We start from the raw sequence: 18,837 nt of genomic DNA on the forward strand, positions 1-18,837 counted from the left end.
GTTCATCCTGAGCCAGGATCAAACTCTCCAATAAAGTTAGTTTGTCTAGCATCTAAAATAAAAATTGACGTTTCACGTTGTTTGTTTCGTTCAGTTTTCAAAGAACTACTTGGTCGCTCATTTGCGACTTCCTTATGTTAACATCTTCGTTTTTCGATGTCAACTAAGTTTTTCAATTTCTTTTTTGTCGTTTTCTGCGTTTCCGCATCAGCGACGGTTATTAATATATCATGGTGAAAAATGAAATGCAACACCTTTTATAAACTTTTTTTAAAACTGCCCACATTTCTTTTTTTATATCATATACTTAAACGAAATATCTCTTTCATGTATGAGCAATTCCTACATATATTTTATATAAAGTTACTCTATCAAAAGACGTTTCTTTCTATAATAAACGTTTTATTCATATAGCATATCATACAAGGAGGAATATATATGGACTATACCGATTTATTAATCAAACTAGGTCTCTCGGCTATTTTAGGATTTGCCATTGGTTTAGAACGCGAATTAAAACGGAAACCACTTGGTTTAAAAACGTGTTTAGTTATTTCTATTATTAGTTGCCTCCTAACGATTGTTTCTATTAAAGCAGCTTATAACTTACCACATACCGATCATATGAATATGGATCCACTTCGACTTGCCGCTCAAATTGTATCAGGAATTGGTTTTTTAGGTGCTGGCGTAATTTTAAGAAGAGGCAACGATAGCATTGCAGGGCTCACGACTGCCGCTATGATCTGGGGTGCTTCTGGTATTGGTATTGCTGTTGGGGCCGGATTCTATATTGAAGCGATATTCGGAATGTGTTTCCTTATGATTAGTGTCGAACTTATACCACTCGCGATGAAATATGTAGGCCCTAGATCATTTCGTCAACGTGATATCGCTGTGAAACTTGTTGTACGAAATATGGACAATATCCCAATCGTAATTGAAGAAATAAAAGAAATGGATATAAAAGTTAAGAATATGAAGCTTAAAACATTAGAAAACGGTTCTCACTATTTACATCTTAAACTGTCCATTGATCAAAAAAGACATACTGCTGATGTTTACTATGCTCTCCAGCATCTTGAAAGTGTCCAACAAACTGAAGTGGAAAGTATGTAACATAAAACAAACTCTCTTTAATTAGAGAGTTTTTCTTTTTTCTATAATGGCAACAATGAATGTAGTCCTACAAAGTAAGGAGGAATTGGCAATTGAAATCCCGTCCAAAATTAGTAGATGCATTTCGTGATTCCATTATTTTTCGTTTAATTTGTTTTATTATTATACTTACCGCTTTTTCCGGCTTTCTTATACATAGATTAGAACCATCTCACTTTACCACATGGTTTGATGGAATTTGGTGGTCAATCGTTACAATTTTCACTGTTGGCTATGGTGACTTTGCCCCGCATACACTAATCGGCAAACTTATCGGTATGGGTATTATTTTATTTGGAACTGGTTTTTGTTCTTATTATATGGTTCTATTCGCCACTGATATGATTAATAAACAATATATGAAAGTTAAAGGAGAAGAAGCCGCGACTTCTAACGGTCATATGATTATTGTCGGCTGGAACGAACGGGCAAAACATGTTGTAAAACAAATGCACGTATTACAACCAAACCTTGATATCGTTTTAATTGATGAAACACTTTCTTTACTCCCAAAACCATTCCATCATTTAGAATTTATAAAAGGTTGTCCGCATCACGATCAAACTTTATTAAAGGCTAATATTGCAACGGCACACACCATATTAATAACAGCTGATAAAGAAAAAAACGAAAGCTTAGCGGATACACAGTCCATTTTAAATATTTTAACTGCAAAAGGACTTAATCCAAACATTCATTGCATCGCTGAACTTCTTACTTCTGAACAAATACAAAATGCAACGAGAGCTGGCGCGTCAGAAATTATAGAAGGAAATAAATTAACGAGCTATGTATTTACCGCTTCTCTTTTATTCCCTTCTATTTCAGGTGTACTATTTTCACTTTACGATGAGATCTCTGATAATAAATTACAACTGATGCAGCTTCCATCGTCCTGCACCGGACAAACTTTTGCCAATTGTAGCTATACTCTTTTAAAGCAAAACATTCTCTTACTAGGTATAAGGCGCGACGAACAATATATGATTAATCCAGTTCATTCCTTTGTTCTCATTGAAAGCGACATACTCATTGTTATTCACCATTAGTAAAATGACGCTCTAATTCTTGCATGAGCACTTTCCCAATATTGATATATTTTCTTTTCACATCTCCATCTGGATCTTTCGGTTCAGCAAATTGATCCATCCCACTCGTTCCAGCGGTTAAAGTATTTACATGATCATCTAGTTCGTCTTGATATATGTGCGAAAGAATATACGGCGTTCCAAGACGAACTATTACGCCTGGTACATCTAGTTCTCCATCAACCGCTGTAAATGGCACTCGTAAAAATTGATAGCCATCTTCTTCATCGATTTTGTAATCGAAGCATCCTTTATCATAATCCCAATTACCACCAATACTATATCCAAGTGGTTTCATAATCTCTTCTAACTTATATAACGCATATGTACGTCCTTCTAAATTTGATTGAATCGGAACCAAGTCCATCCCTCCTAGACTTTTTCTTTAGCATACCCACTCTAGTTTGAATATACTGATGGACTTTTCGATGAAATAATAAAAAGCGGCCGGATTCCGGCCGCTTTTTATTATTTTAAACGCTCTTCTAATTCTGCTTTTAATTCTTCAAATCCTGGTTTACCAAGTAAAGCAAACATGTTTTTCTTGTATGCTTCTACTCCCGGTTGGTCAAATGGATTTACGCCTAATAAGTAGCCGCTCATCGCACATGCTTTTTCGAAGAAGTATACAAGGTAACCGAATGTATACTCATTTAATTCAGGAATATTTACGATTAAGTTTGGTACTCCGCCATCGCTATGTGCAAGTAATGTACCTTCGTATGCTTTCGTGTTTACGAAGTCTACAGTTTCACCAGCAAGGTAGTTTAATCCATCTAAATCGTTTTCTTCTGATTCGATTGTTAGTTCATGTGTAGGTTTACCTACTTTTAGAACTGTTTCAAATAAGTCACGACGACCTTCTTGAACATATTGACCTAATGAGTGTAAGTCAGTTGAGAAGTTTGCTGAAGATGGGAAAATACCTTTTTGATCTTTTCCTTCACTTTCACCAAATAACTGTTTCCACCACTCAGCGAAGTATTGAAGTGCTGGCTCATAGTTAACAAGCATTTCAATTGTTTTTCCTTTATTGTATAAAGCATTACGAACTACTGCATATTGGTAAGCTGGGTTTTCTTCTAGTTCTGATGTACCGAAGTCCTCACGACCAGCAGCTGCACCTTTCATCATCTCTTCAATATTTAAGCCACTTACTGCGATTGGTAATAAACCAACTGGCGTTAATACAGAGAAACGTCCTCCAACATCATCTGGAATAACGAATGTTTCGTAACCTTCGTTATCAGCCAATGTTTTTAATGCGCCACGCGCTTTATCTGTCGTTGCATAAATACGTTTGCGCGCTTCTTCTTTTCCATATTTTTCTTCTAATAACTTACGGAAGATACGGAATGCTAGTGCTGGCTCTGTTGTTGTACCTGATTTGGAAATAACGTTAATAGAGAAGTCTTTACCTTCTAATACGTCCATTAAATCTTTCATGTAAGTGGAGCTAATGTTTTGTCCAACAAATAGCACTTGTGGAGTTTTACGTTGTTCTTTAGAAAGCGTGTTGTAGAAAGAATGGTTTAACATTTCGATTGCTGCGCGTGCTCCTAGGTAAGAACCACCAATACCTACAACAAGTAAAATGTCAGAGTCATTTTTAATTTTTTCTGCGCACTTTTGAATGCGAGCGAATTCTTCTTTGTCATATTGAAGCGGAAGGTCTACCCACCCAAGGAAATCGTTCCCAGCTCCAGTTTTTTCGTGGATTGCGTGATGTGTTACTTTCACTGCATCACGTAAATAAGTGATTTCATGTTCACCGATGAAGGATAACGCTTTAGAATAGTCGAACGTTACATGTGTACTCATCTTTTTCCCTCCAATTATGGATATGTATTTCTGTATTCACTTTAGCGAAACTGAAGTTGTAAATCAAGCGATTAGGCAATTGTAAACGTAACCAATATATATTTTTTAGAAAATGTTCATTTTTTGCATAAAAATTCGCATTTTTCGGTATAGATGTATATACATCCTCTTTCGAACATTTTTTATGTATAAAAACAACATAACTACCCCATTCTATAAAAGAGTTAATTAACTCATCGCTTGCTCATGCTTCACAATTAAGGGGGGCTTTTTCATGAGTACTTTACAACGTATTGCATTAGTCTTTACTGTAATTGGCGCTGTGAACTGGGGACTAATCGGATTTTTCCAGTTTGACTTAGTAGCAGCCATTTTCGGTGGACAAAATTCAGCTCTTGCACGTATTATTTACGGCATCGTTGGTATATCTGGGCTTATCAACCTTGGTTTACTGTTTAAACCATCTGAAAATCTTGGTAAGCACCCAGAAACAAACGAAATTCGATAATCAGTATGTCCTTTCACCTCCGACATACGAATATGATTGCATGCAATCATATTTGCAAATATATATCATAAGATAAAGTAAAAGAGGAACGCTCATATGCGTTCCTCTTTTACTTTGTTAACTCTGACTCTTCAATCCATTCTGCCAACTTTTCTCGCAGCGTATTAAATCCGTTTTCAGATGGGTTCGGTATAAGAATCCTTCCTTGTTTTCTTTTCGCCGCTTTTAACGATAAACTCATTTTTCTGTGCTCTTCATCAACTGAAAGTACCTTTACTTCTACTGTATCGCCGACCTTCAAAAAGTCATGAATATCCTTTACATATCCATTTGTAATTTCAGATATATGCACAAGTCCTTGTGTTTCTGCATCTAACGCTACAAACGCACCGTAATCTTGAATTCCAGTCACTTTCCCTGTTACAACCACTCCTGTTGTATATTGTTCTGACATATGAAACACTCCCATACGTTTACCATTCTCTCTACAATTATAGAGAGCAAAGCAGATATATTTATTTTAAATATCCGATTGGTTAGTACGCATTCTAGATAACAATATCTAGAATGCGCATACCTTATATTAGTAAATTATACCACTATGACAGAACTCATTCAAAATTCATGAAAAATTTCCCTGAAAGAAGTATAATTCTCCAATATTGGGATAGACTACTAACACATGGCTTTCTAGTATTCCCCCCCTTTTATGGACAAAACGTATTACGTTTTGTCCTTTTTTTATTTTCAACAAACCGTTCCATTCTCTTCATTGCTTCCATAAGTTGTTCAAGCGACGTCGCATAAGAACAACGAATAAACCCTTCACCACTTTCGCCAAATACGCTACCAGGGACAACAGCTACTTTTTCTTCCAGCAATAACTGTTCTGCAAATTCCGCTGAAGATAATCCTGTTGAAGATATAGAAGGGAAAACATAAAATGCTCCGCCCGGCACATGACACGTTAAGCCCATTTCATTGAAAGATGTCGTCATAAAATTACGACGCTTCTTATAACTATCTCTCATCCGAATTACTTCATCATTCCCCGCACGTAACGCTTCAAGTGCTGCGAACTGAGACATCGTCGGTGCACACATCATGGAATATTGGTGGATTTTGAGCATCAATTCTGAAAACTGAACAGGAGCTGCAATCATACCGAGACGCCATCCTGTCATCGCAAATCCTTTTGAAAATCCTGAAATTAAAATCGTATGCTCGCGCATATTTTTAATACTCGCGAAACTTGTATATGCTTCGTCGTATACAAGCTCTGCATAAATTTCATCAGATAATACAATTAGATTGTACTTCTCAACAATCACTGCTATTTCTTCAAGCTCGAATTTATTTAGCATTGCACCTGTCGGGTTATTTGGTGAACAAAGTAAAATCGCCTTTGTTTTCGCTGTAATAGCTGCTTCAATTTGTTCTGGTTGTACTTTAAACTCGTTTTCTAGCTTAGTCTCCACAGGAACCGGAACTCCTCCAGCTAATGTCACAAGTGGTGCATAAGAAACGAAGCTTGGTTCAACAATGAGCACTTCATCATCAGGATTTATAATGGCACGCATCGCTACATCTAACGCCTGGCTCGCTCCAACTGTAACAATGATTTCATCACTTGGATCATAAGATACTGCAAATTGTTTTTTTAGATACTTTGCTATTTCTTGACGGAGCTCCAATAATCCTGCATTTGCTGTATATGACGTATACCCTTGTTCCAAAGAACGAATACATGCTTGCCTTACATTCCAAGGGGTAACAAAATCCGGCTCTCCTACCCCGAGGGAAATAACACCTTTCATATTTGCTGCTAAATCAAAAAATTTTCGAATACCAGATGGTTTTAAAGATTCTGCTGATCTAGATAGTTCAAATTGCTTCATGGTGTCACCACAATTCGCTTATCATCATCGTCTTTTTCATAAATAACACCCTCATGTTTATACTTCTTCAAAATGAAATGAGTAGTTGTAGAAACGACAGATTCAATTGTTGCTAATTTCTCAGAAACAAACATCGCTACTTCCCCCATCGTTTTTCCTTCTAATGTAATAGAAAGATCATATGTCCCTGACATTAAATAAACGGATTTCACTTCTGAATAACGATAAATTTGCTCAGCAACCGCATCAAACCCAACGCCGTGCTTTGGCGTAACTTTCACATCGATCATTGCCGTTAAACCTGTATGTTCTTTCACTTTCGTCCAATCGATATGTGTTACATAATCCACAATAATCTTTTCATTTTCTAATCTCGCAACCATCTTCTTTACTTCTTCTACTTCTATATTTAACAGCTTCGCTAATGTATCTACAGATAATCGACTACTCTTTTCAAGACAAGCTAATAATTCTAATTCTTTTTCTGTCACCATATAAATCATCCTTCCTTTTCGTTTGTGTCTAAATTATACAAATACCCTTTCCAGTTTGAAAAGAAGATTTTTCTATTGAATTATGTCAAAATAAAGTGAAACTTTAATCAGCGGAAAAATGCGTGATAAAGCGAAAGGGGATGGAACCGTGAAACCAAAAATTTATATTGCTGAACCAGTTCCGACATTTGTAGAAAACTATTTATCAGAACACTGTGATTATGAAAAATGGGATCAAAATGAGAAAGTACCTCGTGATGTTCTATTAGAGAAAATACAAGATAAAGATGGGTTATTAAATTTCGGATCTGCTATTAATGAAGAATTACTGACAGTGGCTCCTAACTTAAAAGTAGTGAGCAACATTTCTGTTGGTTACGATAATTTTGATTTACAAGCGATGAAAAATCGAAAGGTTATCGGAACGAATACACCATACGTATTAGATGATACAGTAGCTGATCTCGTTTTCGCCCTTATGCTATCAGCTGGGCGCCGCGTTTGCGAACTCGATTCTTACGTAAAAAATGGTGAATGGAACGCTGAAATCGGAAAAGAACACTTCGGACTAGATGTACACCATAGCACAATTGGTATTATCGGTATGGGCCGAATTGGAGAAGCCGTTGCAAAACGAGCAAAATTCGGATTTGATATGAATGTTCTTTACTATAACCGCCGTCGTAAAGAAGAAGCTGAACAAAAATTCGATGCTACATATTGTGATTTACAGACGCTACTGAAGCAGTCTGACTTTATTGTTCTTCTTACTCCATTAACAGATGAAACATATCACCTTATCGGAGAAAAGGAATTTTCATTAATGAAAGAAACAGCAATCTTCATTAATGCTTCTCGGGGGAAAACAGTAGATGAAGAAGCGTTAATCCATGCTTTAACAGAAAAGAAAATCTTTGCAGCAGGCATCGATACTTTTACACAAGAGCCAATTCAAAAAGATAACCCACTCTTATCATTACAAAATGCTGTCACTTTACCGCACATCGGATCTGCAACATTAAAAACTCGTCAGCAAATGGCCATGACCGCCGCTGAAAATTTAGTTGCAGGATTACAAGGAAAAACACCGCCTAATATTGTGCGCGGGTAATACTGAATAAACGAAAGGCAAGATGACATCGTCATCTTGCCTTTTTTTGTTAACATATTTTCTTCTTCCTTGGAGATGATATGAACAAAAATCAATGGAGTGACAAAAAATGAATCATAAATATACTTGTCCTTATTTCACTTTTTCCACTCGCGGCACTACTGTTCATTACGAATTGTATGAACATGATAATAAAACAGAACGCCCTACTTTCGTACTCGTTCACGGCTTTTTATCTTCCTCATTCAGTTACCGCCGTCTCATTCCTTTACTAGCGAAGGAAGGAACAGTCATTGCTCTTGATTTACCACCGTTCGGAAAAAGTGATAAGTCTCATCTGTTTAAGTATTCTTATCACAATTTAGCAACGATTATTATTGATTTAATTGAACATTTATCTCTCTCAAACATTGTATTAGTTGGGCATTCTATGGGTGGGCAAATTTCTCTCTATGTAAACCGTATACGTCCTGAACTCATTTCAAAGACGATTTTACTATGTAGCTCGAGCTATTTAGCGCGCGCAACCTTACCTTTACTATACTCTTCTTATTTACCGTTCTTTCATTTATACGTAAAGAACTGGATTATACGGCGCGGCATTGTTCATAACTTAATGAATGTCGTTCATGATCACTCATTAATTGACGATGAAATGAAAAAAGGTTACTCCGCTCCTTTTTATGACAACCGTATATTTCCCGCTTTAACTCGCATGATACGAGACCGTGAAGGTGACTTATCTTCAACTGAATTACAAAAAATCGAAACACCTATCCTACTCATTTGGGGTGAAAAAGACCGCGTCGTCCCTGTACATGTAGGTCATCGTCTACACAAAGATTTGCCGAATTCAAAATTTATTTCTTATGAAAATACAGGACATTTACTACCTGAAGAAAAGCCTGAACATGTTTATGAAGAAATTATCGCTTTTTCCGCGCAATAAAATGAAACTTTAATCAGTCCCCACCTAACTTCTTTGCTTCCGCTGAATTTTGAGGTCGGGGTCTTACTGCCCGGAAAATAGCGGGATAATATAAAAAAGGCTGTCGGAAATTCCGACAGCCTATAATGAACAGCTTCCACCTTCTTTTATTACAAGTAATTCCATAGCTAATTTCTCACATTTTTCAAGCGCAGGTACTTCCTCAAAAGACATAAAGTATATATGTTGAATCTTCTTTGCGATGTATTTTGGATCGTCAAACACACTTATGACGTTCACAACATCGCTCGCTTCTGTTTCATAAAACTCCGGTCCCATTTGAAACGGATCCCAATTCTTCACAACCTCTATCATCTTTTCATATGTACCCATTCGCTTCCCGCCTTTTCACTTTTTAATACTTTTCTTTATCCTATCACATCAGCTATTCTATAAGAAGAGAGAGAACTTTCATAACTTATTGGTTTTACAGAAGAAGGGAGCAAACTTATGCAACTATTTCATAAAGCAATCAATCGACGTGGAACGCATAGTATAAAATGGGATACATATAAAAACGAAGAACTTATCCATGCTTGGATTGCTGATATGGATTTTGAAGTACCAAAACCAATTCAAACTGCCTTAAAACAACGAATCGAACATCCGATTTTTGGCTATACACTTCCTCCCGAAAATATTGGGAATATTATTTGTAACTGGACAAAACAACAATACGACTGGGATATTCAAAAAGAATGGATTGTCTTTAGCGCCGGAATCGTTCCAGCTCTTAGTACGAGCATACAGGCTTTCACAAAAGAAAACGAATCCGTTCTCGTACAACCACCTATTTATCCTCCATTTTTCGAAATGGTCACAACAAACAACAGACAGTTATACGTGAGTCCATTACAGAAACAAAATGATACATATGTGATAGACTTCAAGCATTTAGAAAAGCAGTTTCAGCAAGGCATCAAACTCATGCTTCTTTGTAGCCCTCATAACCCAATCGGGCGCGTTTGGACGAAAGAGGAACTTTTGCAGCTCGGATCGTTATGTACTAAATATAACGTAATCGTTGTGGCGGATGAAATTCATTCCGATATTATTTACGCAGATCATACACATACACCGTTCGCTTCTTTATCTGAAGAATTAGCAGCTCGCACGATTACTTGTATGGCTCCAAGTAAAACATTTAATATCGCTGGATTACAAGCGTCGATCATTATCATTCCAAACGAAAAACTCCGTCACGCCTTTACAGCTATCCAGTATAGACAAGGCTTCCACGGATTAAATATCTTCGCTTATACAGCGATGCAAAGTGCTTATACAGAATGTAATGATTGGCTAAATGAAATTCGATTATATATAGAAGATAATGCTCAATTTGCTTGTGAATATATTAAAACTCACATACCTGCTCTTTCCGTAACGAAGCCAGAAGGTAGCTTTTTATTATGGATTGACTGTTCTCGTCTAAAGCTTTCTCAAAAAGAGCGTACCGCACTACTTGAGGAAAAAGGAAAAATCATTGTTGAACCTGGTGAGAAATACGGGTTAGGTGGCGAAGAACATATTCGAATTAATATCGGCTGTCCACGATCTGTTTTAGAAGAAATTTTAAACAGACTGCGTCATACGTTTTCATAATAAGAAAGGAGTCTGTCCCCCTAATCATTCTTGGACAGACTCCTTTGTCATATTTTGTCGGTAAGTCGATATATTCCAATAATCGCCGATATAATTTGAGTTACAGTCGATATATTCCAATAATCGCTGATATATTTTCAATTACATTTCACAAAGAAAGCTACCATTCACGGTAGCTTTTACTTTTTCTTCATATCCGATGCTTTTTTTACAATTACGCCACAAGCAATTCGATCCCCTGATTTACCTGTCGGTTGAGTCATACCATCATCAGGGTTTTCTGTAATAATAATAGACGCTCCATCTTTTCTATGAATCGTCGTTTTTCCTTCTTCAAGTGTGATGTGAGGTGCATCGATTTCCGCTTTAATCTTTCCAGAACCATCTGCAACTACGTTCGGTAAATCACCGTTTTCTGCACCCTTCGGATTAAGAAGACCATGTTTTTTATCATCAGGATTAAAATGATTCCCGGATGATTCAAAACGAGGTGCCTTACACTCTCCAATTTCATGTACATGTAGTCCGTGTGGTCCTGGCGTGAAACCTTCTCCTTTAATCGTAATTTTCACGCCACTTGTTTGCTGCACTACTTTCGCAGTCCCTACTTCATCTCCTGAAGCATTATGTAATTTCACTTCAATTTCTTTCGGCTTTCCTTGGTCACAACCTGCCATCAGAAATAATAAACAACAACTGAAAAAAAGCCGTTTCTTCATTTTATTCCCTCCAAAATATATTCTGCCCTTAGATTGTCCGAGCATAGAGGGAAACATACAAAAATGCATTACTGTTTCTTTTCAGCTAATAGTTTTTCTTCAACTTTCTGCAATCGCTCTGCTTCTCTTTTTGATACACGAATAAACATGCGCCACGTGGCAATAGCACCGATAATAAATAGAACGCAAACAATCCCTGGAATAATATATTCTGTTTTATCTTCCGGAAAATATAAAGGCATCATATAGAACACTCCTTATTATAGGATTTATAAAACATCAGAATTTTCTGTTATATCATTTTAAATTATAGTGGAACCTATCCATATTCTCAAGGGGCGTTCTGAAAGCAAATGATTTCTTTGACTCCTTCCCGTACTTTCCTTACTATAAACTTGAGGTGAAAAATATGAGAGAAACATTTGAAATTGGCGAAATCGTTACTGGTATTTATAAAACAGGAAAATACATTGGCGAAGTTACAAATAGCCGCCCTGGCAGTTACGTCGTAAAAGTATTAGCTGTTTTAAAACATCCGGTGCAAGGTGACTTACATAACGTAAAACAAGCTGACGTGCCATTTTTCCACGAAAGACGCGCTTTAGCTTTCCTTGAACAGACGAACATTCCAGAGCAAATGGTGAAAAAATATGAAGGAGAAATTCCGGATTATACCGAGTCACTAAAATTAGCATTAGAAACTCAAATGAATTCATTTTCTGAAGATGATTCACCTTTTGCAGAGCGTAGTCTAGAAACATTACAACAGTTAAAGAAAGACTACAAACTCTAAAAAACAAAACGACCAAATTACATAATGTGCAATTTGGTCGTTACTGTGTGCTCACTTTCTTTAACACTTTTGAAAAATCAACAAGTTCTCCTAATGTTGGAGGTGCTGGCTTTACTAAATACTCTTTATCTTTTTCTACTAGTTTAAAAATATTGTACGTCGTCATCGCATCATCAAGCGCACAATGATGCTTCCCTGTCCCTACTTTTCCATACGCCTCAATTGCTTTCCATAATCCTGTTTGATTTCTTTCTCCAAAAAACTTCTTATACTCAAGCGATAAATCACGACACTGTCCGAAGAATGGAAAAGCTATCCCTGCCATTTCACAATTATGTTTCAGCACTTTCATATCCATATTTCCCCACGTTACAATTGTCGGTTTACATTTCGTTTCGTATTCTGCAAGCTTCTTAACGAGTTCAGGAAATGAAATCCCTTTATCCACGACTTCTTGTTTTATTCCCAAAAACTTCTTACATCGATCCGTTAAAGAGGGAAATGTTTTCGGCCTGACATGTGATGAATACGTATCTTCTACCTTACAGCCAGCAACTGAAACGAGTCCTACCTCAATAATCTCCGGAAAAAATCCTTTCGGTTTCTTTCTATGCTGGGGCATCGTAAACTCAAAGTCTAAAAATAAAAATCGTTGTTCATCCATACGATCCCTTCCTTATCATTTTTGTCATTCCTTTCTATTTGACACTCCTACACGAACAAGCTCGAATGCTAATTCCATTTTAAATATTCAGATTGGATGTATCTTATATATATGTCAAATGCCCACAAATATTTTAAAAAATAAGAAAAAATGACCTATGCAGAAAATATGACAAAATCCCCCCTTTCATTTACATCCGCCATTTTCCTACTTTATAATGACGTTATGTGTGTTTCTTCTAGAACATTTTTGACACACTAAGAAAAAGTGAATGAAAGGAGATGAGATTTTTGCACGAAACAACGCAAGAACTCGCTAACTGGCAGTATTATTTTGCTATCGCAGTCTTTTTAATTACATATGCCATTATTATTTCTGAAAAAATTAATCGTGCTGTCATCGCACTTCTTGGTGCAGCACTCATGGTAATTGTGGGAGTCGTCGATTTACACAACGCCTTTACGAAACATATTGAATGGGGAACGATTACGTTACTTATCGGTATGATGATTTTGGTGAACATTACGAGTAAATCAGGTGTTTTCCAATACGTTGCTATTAAAGCAGCAAAAGGAGCTCAAGGAAATCCAATTAAAATTTTAATTTCACTTTCCTTACTTACCGCGCTTGGCTCCGCATTTTTAGATAACGTTACAACTGTACTTCTTGTTGTTCCAGTTACTTTATCTATTACGCGCATACTGCAAGTAAATCCTGTTCCTTATTTACTTTCTGAAATTATTTTTTCAAACATTGGAGGAACAGCAACATTAATTGGTGATCCACCTAACATTATGATTGGTTCTGCCAATAAGCATTTAGACTTCAATGCTTTCCTATTGAATCTAGCACCAATCGTAATTATTATTATTGCAGTTACAGCGATAATACTTTACTTTATGTATCGCAAACAATTAATTGCCGATCCTGTACAAGTTAAGAAATTAATGAGCCTAGATGAAAAGCAATACATTAAAGATCCAGTATTAATGAAAAAATCTTTAACAGTACTTGGACTTACAATTGTAGGTTTCATGACTCATTCGATTTTCCACGTTGATGCAGCTATCATCGCTTTAACTGGTGCTACTGTACTTATGTTAATTGGTGTGAAAGAGCATGAAATTGAGGAAGTATTTGCAAGCGTAGAGTGGGTAACAATCTTCTTCTTCGCAGGGCTATTCGTACTTGTTGGAGGACTTATCGATATCGGTCTTATCAAAATGTTAGCTCAAAAAGTAATTGGTATAACAGGCGGAGATATTTCTTACGCATCCATCCTTATTTTATGGGTATCTGGTATCGCCTCTGCAACAATTGATAACATCCCATTCGTTGCAACAATGATTCCACTTATTAACGATATGGCAGTTGGGCTAGGCTTATCACCATCTGACGCACAAATCGATGTATTATGGTGGGCATTAGCACTAGGTGCTTGTCTGGGCGGAAACGGAACATTAATCGGAGCTTCTGCTAACGTAATCGTTGCAGGTATCGCGAGCCGCGAAGGACATAAATTTAGTTACATGGACTTCCTAAAAGTCGGTTTCCCAATTATGATCGTTTCATTAATCATTTCTCACATTTATATTTATTTACGCTACCTTATGTAGTAAAAAAAGCGCTCTGATAATCAGGGCGCTTTTTTACTTATATCTAAAATATATCGACTTATCAACAAAAAAGAAAAATCTACTCTTTATATCTCACCGGTTCATTTCGAATGATAAATAAATGAATCGGTAAGAACACCGAAAATGTGATTACATGAATAATCGTAAATAATATAGAGTTCGTTCCGTATCTGTCTAAAATAGCGTAGATAAGATAAATGGACAATACAATCGATACAGCTGTTGCTAGTAAACTTATAACTGGTACGAAATTAAAAATAAAACATGCAACGTATATGCCGAATACTTTCCACCCTGCTTCTTCTTTCAAAAAATCTGGTAATTTATCTTTCGCTAAGTCACCCCACGTCTTACTATTCAAAAACGGAATAAACGCAAGCACCCCGTCCGTTGCACCATCATTTTTCGCCATCGAATAAAGTGCAAAAGCCGTTAACAAATATGAAATAATTGCCCAAATCAATATAACAAGAATAAACGCAAAACTAAGAGCAAAGAAACCTGCTAATACGCCTTGATCCTCCATCTTATCCTCTCCTCTCTACTTTCAACATATTTCATTACATTGCAAGTTATGTTTTAAAATTTATCCAAACTCTTTGTATAATAAGAAAAGAAAGAGAATAAGAGAGGAGCAACACTTATGCATCCATTTGTAAAAGCATTACAAGAGCATTTTACAGCTCATCAAAATCCTGAAAAAGCAGAACCTATGGCTCGTTATATGAAAAATCACTTCCCCTTTCTAGGTATTCAAACACCGGAAAGACGTCAATTATTAAAAGACATCATTCAAATACATACTCTCCCAGATCCAAAAGACTTCCAAATTATCATACGTGAGCTTTGGGACTTACCAGAACGTGAATTCCAAGCGGCCGCACTTGATATTATGCAAAAATATAAAAAGCATATAAATGAAACTCATATCCCCTTCTTAGAAGAACTGATTGTCACAAAATCTTGGTGGGACTCTGTCGATAGCATCGTCCCTACATTTTTAGGCGATATCTTTTTAAAACATCCAGAATTAATTTCTGCCTATATTCCAAAATGGATTGCATCAGATAATATATGGTTACAACGTGCCGCTATTTTATTCCAACTAAAATATAAACAAAAGATGGATGAAGAACTTCTTTTCTGGATTATTGGACAACTACATTCTTCAAAAGAATTTTTCATCCAAAAAGCGATTGGCTGGGTCCTTCGTGAATATGCAAAAACAAATCCGGATGTAGTTTGGGAATACGTGCAAAACAATGAGCTCGCTCCATTAAGTAAGCGTGAAGCAATTAAGCATATTAAGCAAAATTACGGAATAAATAATGAAAAAATAGGCGAGACTCTATCATAGATAGACGCGTTCCTCTATTGAGATTTAAAAAAGAACGTGTTAGAATATGTTCATTATTATTAATATAAGTAGCGATGACGGACTTATAAGTACTTGCATAAAAAGCGATTCAGGGATAGTGAAAGCCTGAAGCCGCAAGGAAACGGCAGTCCCGAGCAATACATGATAAAGTGGATGCACCTTTTGTGTATCAACTAGGGTGGAACCGCGGGCAAACGCTCGTCCCTAGGCAAATAAGCCTTGGGATGAGCGTTTTTTTATGTTCTTTTTAGCATATACTGCTCGTTTCCAAAGTATCAGAGTATGTCATCGCCAATACGTTAACTTTCAAAAGGAGGATTTTCTTATGTATTCAATGGAACAAGTTGTAAACTTAGCGAAACATCGCGGTTTTGTTTTCCCTGGTTCTGAAATTTACGGTGGTCTTGCAAACACTTGGGATTACGGTCCACTTGGAATCGAATTAAAAAATAACGTTAAAAAAGCTTGGTGGAAAAAATTCATTCAAGAATCTCCACACAACGTTGGTTTAGACGCAGCTATTTTAATGAACCCTAAAACTTGGATCGCTTCTGGTCACGTTGGTAACTTCAACGATCCAATGATTGACTGTAAAAAATGTAAAGCTCGTCACCGTGCTGACAAATTAATTGAGGATGCTTTAGATGCAAAAGGCATCGAAATGGTTGTTGACGGTCTTACTTTCGACCAAATGGCTGACTTAATGAAAGAACATGAAGTAAAATGTCCTGATTGCGGTAGTGAAGAATTCACTGAAATCCGTCAGTTCAATTTAATGTTCAAAACATTCCAAGGTGTTACAGAGTCTAGCACAAACGAAATCTTCCTTCGTCCTGAAACAGCACAAGGTATTTTCGTAAACTTCAAAAACGTTCAACGCTCTATGCGTAAAAAGCTTCCATTTGGTATCGGCCAAATCGGTAAGAGTTTCCGTAACGAAATCACGCCTGGTAACTTCACATTCCGTACACGTGAATTCGAACAAATGGAACTTGAATTCTTCTGTAAGCCTGGTGAAGATTTAGAGTGGTTTGCATTCTGGCGTGAAACTTGTAAAAACTGGTTACTTTCACTTGGTATGTCTGAAGAGAGCATGCGTCTTCGTGACCACGGTGAAGAAGAGTTATCTCACTACAGTAATGCAACAACTGACATTGAATTCAAATTCCCATTCGGTTGGGGCGAACTTTGGGGCGTTGCATCTCGTACAGACTTCGACTTAAAACGTCACATGGAACATTCAAACGAAGACTTTAACTATATTGATCCACAAACGAATGAGCGTTACGTGCCATACTGCATCGAGCCATCTTTAGGCGCAGACCGCGTAACATTAGCATTCTTATGTGATGCATATGAAGAAGAGCAATTAGAAAACGATTCTCGTACAGTTCTTCGTTTCCACCCTGCTTTAGCACCATACAAAGCAGCTATCTTACCATTATCTAAGAAGCTATCTGAAGGTGCTACTGAAGTATTCGCAGAATTAGCTAAAGACTTCATGGTAGACTTTGATGAAACTGGTTCTATCGGTAAACGTTACCGTCGTCAAGACGAAATCGGTACACCATTCTGTATCACATACGACTTCGACTCAGTTGAAGACAAAGCTGTTACAGTACGTGACCGTGACACAATGGAACAAGTTCGTATGCCAATTAGCGAACTAAAAGGTTTCTTAGAGAAGAAAATCCAGTTCTAATTATAAGAAAAAGAGGCTGCTCGTAAGAGCGCCTCTTTTTTACTTTTCACGTTTTTCTTTAATTGCTACTGTACATCTTGATATACATAGTAAATCATCATTTTCATCAATAATACGAACATCCCAAACCATTGTCGATTGTCCTCTATGTATCGGTGTTCCGATCGCCGTTACAATTCCATCTTTCTTTGAGCGAATGTGGTTTGCATTAATTTCTAATCCGAAACAAATACATTTTTCTTGATCAATTAAATTATATGAACCAACACTTGCCACTGTTTCCGCTAATGCAACCGATGCACCTCCATGTAAAAATCCAAACGGTTGATGCGTACGCTCATCAACAGGCATCGTAGCAACTACCTTATCTTCTGTCATCTCTAACAACTCAATTCCAAGTGAATCCATTAAAGTTTTTGCCATATCGCTTCCCCCTTCTCTTACTTTAATTAAATGTATAATTTTACCTATTTATTTTCAAACTACTTATAACACTTATATAAGGAGGCTTCACCTAAATGAAACAGAAATTTTGTATATTACTGCTTATGTTCTCCTTGCTGACTATTGTACCAAATTGTGCAATAACAGCCAAAGCATCTAACCTGACAATCGATGTTAAGACTGTAACGCAAAAAGGTAAGAAACCTTATATAGAATATCAAATAAATAGGCCTTCTTTTCACAACTTTTCTGATTCTAAATTTCAAAATAAACTCAATTTATACTACAAAAAATCCACTGACAAATTTAAAAACAAATTAGAAAAAGAAGCAAAAAAATATTATAAAGAGACAGCAGGATCTAGTACACCCTTTCATCCGTACGTAGCAAATGTTGATTATAAAGTCTCTTTAAACAAACCACCTTTTCTTAGCCTATATGTGAATTACTATCAATATACTGGCGGAGCACACGGTCTTTATACGTGGAAGGCAAATACATTTGATTTAAACGAAAAAAAGGTGCTGCACTTAGACGATTTATTTCAACAAAAGGATAAATATAAAGATGTAATCCGTGCAGAGATTGTACGACAAATTAAACAAAATGAAAGCATTTATTTTCCTGATGCAACTGAAAAAGTAATGAGTATGAAAAAATTTCACTTCTTTTTAGAGCCAGACAATCTCGTCATTTATTTCCCTTTATATGAGATTGCTCCCTATTCAAGTGGAATTCCGCAATTTCGTATTCCATATACGTTGCTAAGAGACTATTTAAAGCCTTCTTATCAAAATATTTTGATTGACAACAAGTAAATATTTTCGCTACG

22 protein-coding genes are annotated in these 18,837 nt (G+C 36.5%); 11 read left to right on the forward strand and 11 right to left on the reverse strand.

The window, feature by feature from the left end; translation table 11 throughout:
* Positions 1-438: 438 nt before the first annotated feature.
* Together ACTFO4_RS26355 and ACTFO4_RS26360 are read left to right on the forward strand one after the other, a co-directional pair.
* Entirely contained in the window at positions 439-1,119 is a 681-nt protein-coding gene (locus tag ACTFO4_RS26355; protein ID WP_000386676.1) for an MgtC/SapB family protein, read from the forward strand.
* Positions 1,120-1,211: 92 nt separating this feature from the next.
* Complete coding sequence (locus tag ACTFO4_RS26360) at positions 1,212-2,207, forward strand: potassium channel family protein (protein WP_000842309.1); 996 nt, start codon at positions 1,212-1,214, stop codon at positions 2,205-2,207.
* Here the strand turns inward: ACTFO4_RS26360 and ACTFO4_RS26365 are convergent.
* Together ACTFO4_RS26365 and ACTFO4_RS26370 are read right to left on the reverse strand one after the other, a co-directional pair.
* Entirely contained in the window at positions 2,194-2,607 is a 414-nt protein-coding gene (locus ACTFO4_RS26365; RefSeq protein ID WP_000248944.1) for a YugN-like family protein, read from the reverse strand. The genes ACTFO4_RS26360 and ACTFO4_RS26365 overlap by 14 nt on opposite strands.
* A gap of 107 nt (positions 2,608-2,714) precedes the next feature.
* The gene (locus tag ACTFO4_RS26370) at positions 2,715-4,067 is read right to left on the reverse strand and encodes a glucose-6-phosphate isomerase (protein ID WP_000103660.1); all 1,353 of its coding nucleotides are present in this window, start codon (positions 4,065-4,067) and stop codon (positions 2,715-2,717) included.
* Positions 4,068-4,341: 274 nt separating this feature from the next.
* Between ACTFO4_RS26370 and ACTFO4_RS26375 the strand changes: the two genes are divergently transcribed.
* Positions 4,342-4,575, forward strand: coding sequence for a DUF378 domain-containing protein (locus ACTFO4_RS26375; RefSeq protein WP_000105786.1), 234 nt, complete (start codon positions 4,342-4,344; stop codon positions 4,573-4,575).
* 109 nt (positions 4,576-4,684) lie between these two features.
* Here the strand turns inward: ACTFO4_RS26375 and yugI are convergent, their stop codons facing one another.
* From yugI to ACTFO4_RS26390, 3 genes are all read right to left on the reverse strand, one after another.
* The gene (gene yugI / locus ACTFO4_RS26380) at positions 4,685-5,029 is read right to left on the reverse strand and encodes a S1 domain-containing post-transcriptional regulator GSP13 (protein WP_000003771.1); all 345 of its coding nucleotides are present in this window, start codon (positions 5,027-5,029) and stop codon (positions 4,685-4,687) included.
* A gap of 253 nt (positions 5,030-5,282) precedes the next feature.
* A complete protein-coding gene (locus tag ACTFO4_RS26385) occupies positions 5,283-6,473 on the reverse strand; it encodes an aminotransferase (protein ID WP_000808536.1) in 1,191 nt (396 codons plus the stop codon).
* Positions 6,470-6,967 (reverse strand): Lrp/AsnC family transcriptional regulator, encoded by a 498-nt coding sequence (locus ACTFO4_RS26390; RefSeq protein ID WP_000255696.1) that lies wholly within the window; start codon positions 6,965-6,967, stop codon positions 6,470-6,472. The genes ACTFO4_RS26385 and ACTFO4_RS26390 overlap by 4 nt, the downstream gene beginning before the upstream one ends.
* Before the next feature lie 118 nt (positions 6,968-7,085).
* Here ACTFO4_RS26390 and ACTFO4_RS26395 point away from each other — a divergent pair, with 118 nt between their 5' ends.
* Both ACTFO4_RS26395 and ACTFO4_RS26400 read left to right on the forward strand, forming a co-directional pair.
* On the forward strand, positions 7,086-8,078 hold the full coding sequence (locus ACTFO4_RS26395) for a 2-hydroxyacid dehydrogenase (protein ID WP_017674493.1): 993 nt from the start codon (positions 7,086-7,088) through the stop codon (positions 8,076-8,078).
* Positions 8,079-8,187: 109 nt separating this feature from the next.
* Positions 8,188-9,027, forward strand: a complete 840-nt coding sequence (locus ACTFO4_RS26400) for an alpha/beta fold hydrolase (RefSeq protein ID WP_001015860.1) — start codon at positions 8,188-8,190, stop codon at positions 9,025-9,027.
* 120 nt (positions 9,028-9,147) lie between these two features.
* Here ACTFO4_RS26400 and ACTFO4_RS26405 read toward each other — a convergent pair whose 3' ends face one another.
* On the reverse strand, positions 9,148-9,399 hold the full coding sequence (locus ACTFO4_RS26405) for a YugE family protein (RefSeq protein WP_000537638.1): 252 nt from the start codon (positions 9,397-9,399) through the stop codon (positions 9,148-9,150).
* Between the two features lie 117 nt (positions 9,400-9,516).
* On the opposite strand from ACTFO4_RS26405, the gene ACTFO4_RS26410 reads away from it, so the two are divergent.
* Positions 9,517-10,668, forward strand: a complete 1,152-nt coding sequence (locus ACTFO4_RS26410) for a MalY/PatB family protein (RefSeq protein ID WP_001175823.1) — start codon at positions 9,517-9,519, stop codon at positions 10,666-10,668.
* A gap of 179 nt (positions 10,669-10,847) precedes the next feature.
* On the opposite strand, the gene sodC is transcribed toward ACTFO4_RS26410, so the two are convergent.
* Together sodC and ACTFO4_RS26420 are read right to left on the reverse strand one after the other, a co-directional pair.
* A complete protein-coding gene (gene sodC / locus ACTFO4_RS26415) occupies positions 10,848-11,387 on the reverse strand; it encodes a superoxide dismutase [Cu-Zn] (RefSeq protein ID WP_000746520.1) in 540 nt (179 codons plus the stop codon).
* A gap of 68 nt (positions 11,388-11,455) precedes the next feature.
* Positions 11,456-11,632 carry a hypothetical protein gene (locus ACTFO4_RS26420; RefSeq protein WP_000982757.1) on the reverse strand — a complete coding sequence of 59 codons (177 nt, stop codon included), beginning with the start codon at positions 11,630-11,632 and terminating at the stop codon, positions 11,456-11,458.
* 164 nt (positions 11,633-11,796) lie between these two features.
* Here ACTFO4_RS26420 and ACTFO4_RS26425 point away from each other — a divergent pair, with 164 nt between their 5' ends.
* Positions 11,797-12,180: a kinase-associated lipoprotein B gene (locus ACTFO4_RS26425; protein ID WP_017674492.1), complete on the forward strand. Its 384-nt coding sequence runs from the start codon at positions 11,797-11,799 to the stop codon at positions 12,178-12,180.
* A 40-nt stretch (positions 12,181-12,220) separates the two neighbouring features.
* On the opposite strand, the gene kapD is transcribed toward ACTFO4_RS26425, so the two are convergent.
* Positions 12,221-12,844 carry a 3'-5' exonuclease KapD gene (gene kapD, locus ACTFO4_RS26430; protein WP_000344356.1) on the reverse strand — a complete coding sequence of 208 codons (624 nt, stop codon included), beginning with the start codon at positions 12,842-12,844 and terminating at the stop codon, positions 12,221-12,223.
* A 290-nt stretch (positions 12,845-13,134) separates the two neighbouring features.
* Between kapD and ACTFO4_RS26435 the strand changes: the two genes are divergently transcribed.
* Entirely contained in the window at positions 13,135-14,460 is a 1,326-nt protein-coding gene (locus tag ACTFO4_RS26435) for an ArsB/NhaD family transporter (RefSeq protein WP_000545232.1), read from the forward strand.
* 79 nt (positions 14,461-14,539) lie between these two features.
* On the opposite strand, the gene ACTFO4_RS26440 is transcribed toward ACTFO4_RS26435, so the two are convergent.
* A complete protein-coding gene (locus ACTFO4_RS26440; protein WP_000390062.1) occupies positions 14,540-15,007 on the reverse strand; it encodes a hypothetical protein in 468 nt (155 codons plus the stop codon).
* Positions 15,008-15,124: 117 nt separating this feature from the next.
* Between ACTFO4_RS26440 and ACTFO4_RS26445 the strand changes: the two genes are divergently transcribed.
* Together ACTFO4_RS26445 and ACTFO4_RS26450 are read left to right on the forward strand one after the other, a co-directional pair.
* A complete protein-coding gene (locus tag ACTFO4_RS26445) occupies positions 15,125-15,838 on the forward strand; it encodes a DNA alkylation repair protein (protein WP_000553306.1) in 714 nt (237 codons plus the stop codon).
* Positions 15,839-16,184: 346 nt separating this feature from the next.
* Positions 16,185-17,561, forward strand: coding sequence for a glycine--tRNA ligase (locus ACTFO4_RS26450; protein WP_000287147.1), 1,377 nt, complete (start codon positions 16,185-16,187; stop codon positions 17,559-17,561).
* 39 nt (positions 17,562-17,600) lie between these two features.
* Here the strand turns inward: ACTFO4_RS26450 and ACTFO4_RS26455 are convergent, their stop codons facing one another.
* On the reverse strand, positions 17,601-17,984 hold the full coding sequence (locus ACTFO4_RS26455; protein WP_001140612.1) for a hotdog fold thioesterase: 384 nt from the start codon (positions 17,982-17,984) through the stop codon (positions 17,601-17,603).
* 95 nt (positions 17,985-18,079) lie between these two features.
* On the opposite strand from ACTFO4_RS26455, the gene ACTFO4_RS26460 reads away from it, so the two are divergent.
* Positions 18,080-18,823, forward strand: a complete 744-nt coding sequence (locus ACTFO4_RS26460; RefSeq protein ID WP_000810326.1) for a DUF3298 and DUF4163 domain-containing protein — start codon at positions 18,080-18,082, stop codon at positions 18,821-18,823.
* The last annotated feature ends 14 nt before the right edge of the window (positions 18,824-18,837 follow it).

It is taken from the genome of Bacillus cereus group sp. MYBKT14-1, assembly GCF_051915185.1.
GTDB classification, from domain to species: Bacteria; Bacillota; Bacilli; order Bacillales; family Bacillaceae_G; genus Bacillus_A; species Bacillus_A cereus.

What these genes read in the sequence shown, in the direction of transcription:
- ACTFO4_RS26425 (WP_017674492.1), top strand. Translation starts at nt 11,797, where the DNA reads ATGAGAGAAACATTTGAAATTGGCGAAATCGTTACTGGTATTTATAAA.
- sodC (WP_000746520.1), bottom strand. Translation starts at nt 11,387, where the DNA reads ATGAAGAAACGGCTTTTTTTCAGTTGTTGTTTATTATTTCTGATGGCA.
- ACTFO4_RS26385 (WP_000808536.1), bottom strand. Translation starts at nt 6,473, where the DNA reads ATGAAGCAATTTGAACTATCTAGATCAGCAGAATCTTTAAAACCATCT.
- ACTFO4_RS26375 (WP_000105786.1), top strand. Translation starts at nt 4,342, where the DNA reads ATGAGTACTTTACAACGTATTGCATTAGTCTTTACTGTAATTGGCGCT.
- ACTFO4_RS26450 (WP_000287147.1), top strand. Translation starts at nt 16,185, where the DNA reads ATGTATTCAATGGAACAAGTTGTAAACTTAGCGAAACATCGCGGTTTT.
- ACTFO4_RS26420 (WP_000982757.1), bottom strand. Translation starts at nt 11,632, where the DNA reads ATGATGCCTTTATATTTTCCGGAAGATAAAACAGAATATATTATTCCA.
- ACTFO4_RS26390 (WP_000255696.1), bottom strand. Translation starts at nt 6,967, where the DNA reads ATGGTGACAGAAAAAGAATTAGAATTATTAGCTTGTCTTGAAAAGAGT.
- ACTFO4_RS26370 (WP_000103660.1), bottom strand. Translation starts at nt 4,067, where the DNA reads ATGAGTACACATGTAACGTTCGACTATTCTAAAGCGTTATCCTTCATC.
- ACTFO4_RS26400 (WP_001015860.1), top strand. Translation starts at nt 8,188, where the DNA reads ATGAATCATAAATATACTTGTCCTTATTTCACTTTTTCCACTCGCGGC.
- kapD (WP_000344356.1), bottom strand. Translation starts at nt 12,844, where the DNA reads ATGGATGAACAACGATTTTTATTTTTAGACTTTGAGTTTACGATGCCC.
- ACTFO4_RS26395 (WP_017674493.1), top strand. Translation starts at nt 7,086, where the DNA reads ATGCGTGATAAAGCGAAAGGGGATGGAACCGTGAAACCAAAAATTTAT.
- ACTFO4_RS26410 (WP_001175823.1), top strand. Translation starts at nt 9,517, where the DNA reads ATGCAACTATTTCATAAAGCAATCAATCGACGTGGAACGCATAGTATA.
- ACTFO4_RS26455 (WP_001140612.1), bottom strand. Translation starts at nt 17,984, where the DNA reads ATGGCAAAAACTTTAATGGATTCACTTGGAATTGAGTTGTTAGAGATG.
- ACTFO4_RS26405 (WP_000537638.1), bottom strand. Translation starts at nt 9,399, where the DNA reads ATGGGTACATATGAAAAGATGATAGAGGTTGTGAAGAATTGGGATCCG.
- ACTFO4_RS26440 (WP_000390062.1), bottom strand. Translation starts at nt 15,007, where the DNA reads ATGGAGGATCAAGGCGTATTAGCAGGTTTCTTTGCTCTTAGTTTTGCG.
- yugI (WP_000003771.1), bottom strand. Translation starts at nt 5,029, where the DNA reads ATGTCAGAACAATATACAACAGGAGTGGTTGTAACAGGGAAAGTGACT.
- ACTFO4_RS26445 (WP_000553306.1), top strand. Translation starts at nt 15,125, where the DNA reads ATGCATCCATTTGTAAAAGCATTACAAGAGCATTTTACAGCTCATCAA.
- ACTFO4_RS26355 (WP_000386676.1), top strand. Translation starts at nt 439, where the DNA reads ATGGACTATACCGATTTATTAATCAAACTAGGTCTCTCGGCTATTTTA.
- ACTFO4_RS26460 (WP_000810326.1), top strand. Translation starts at nt 18,080, where the DNA reads ATGAAACAGAAATTTTGTATATTACTGCTTATGTTCTCCTTGCTGACT.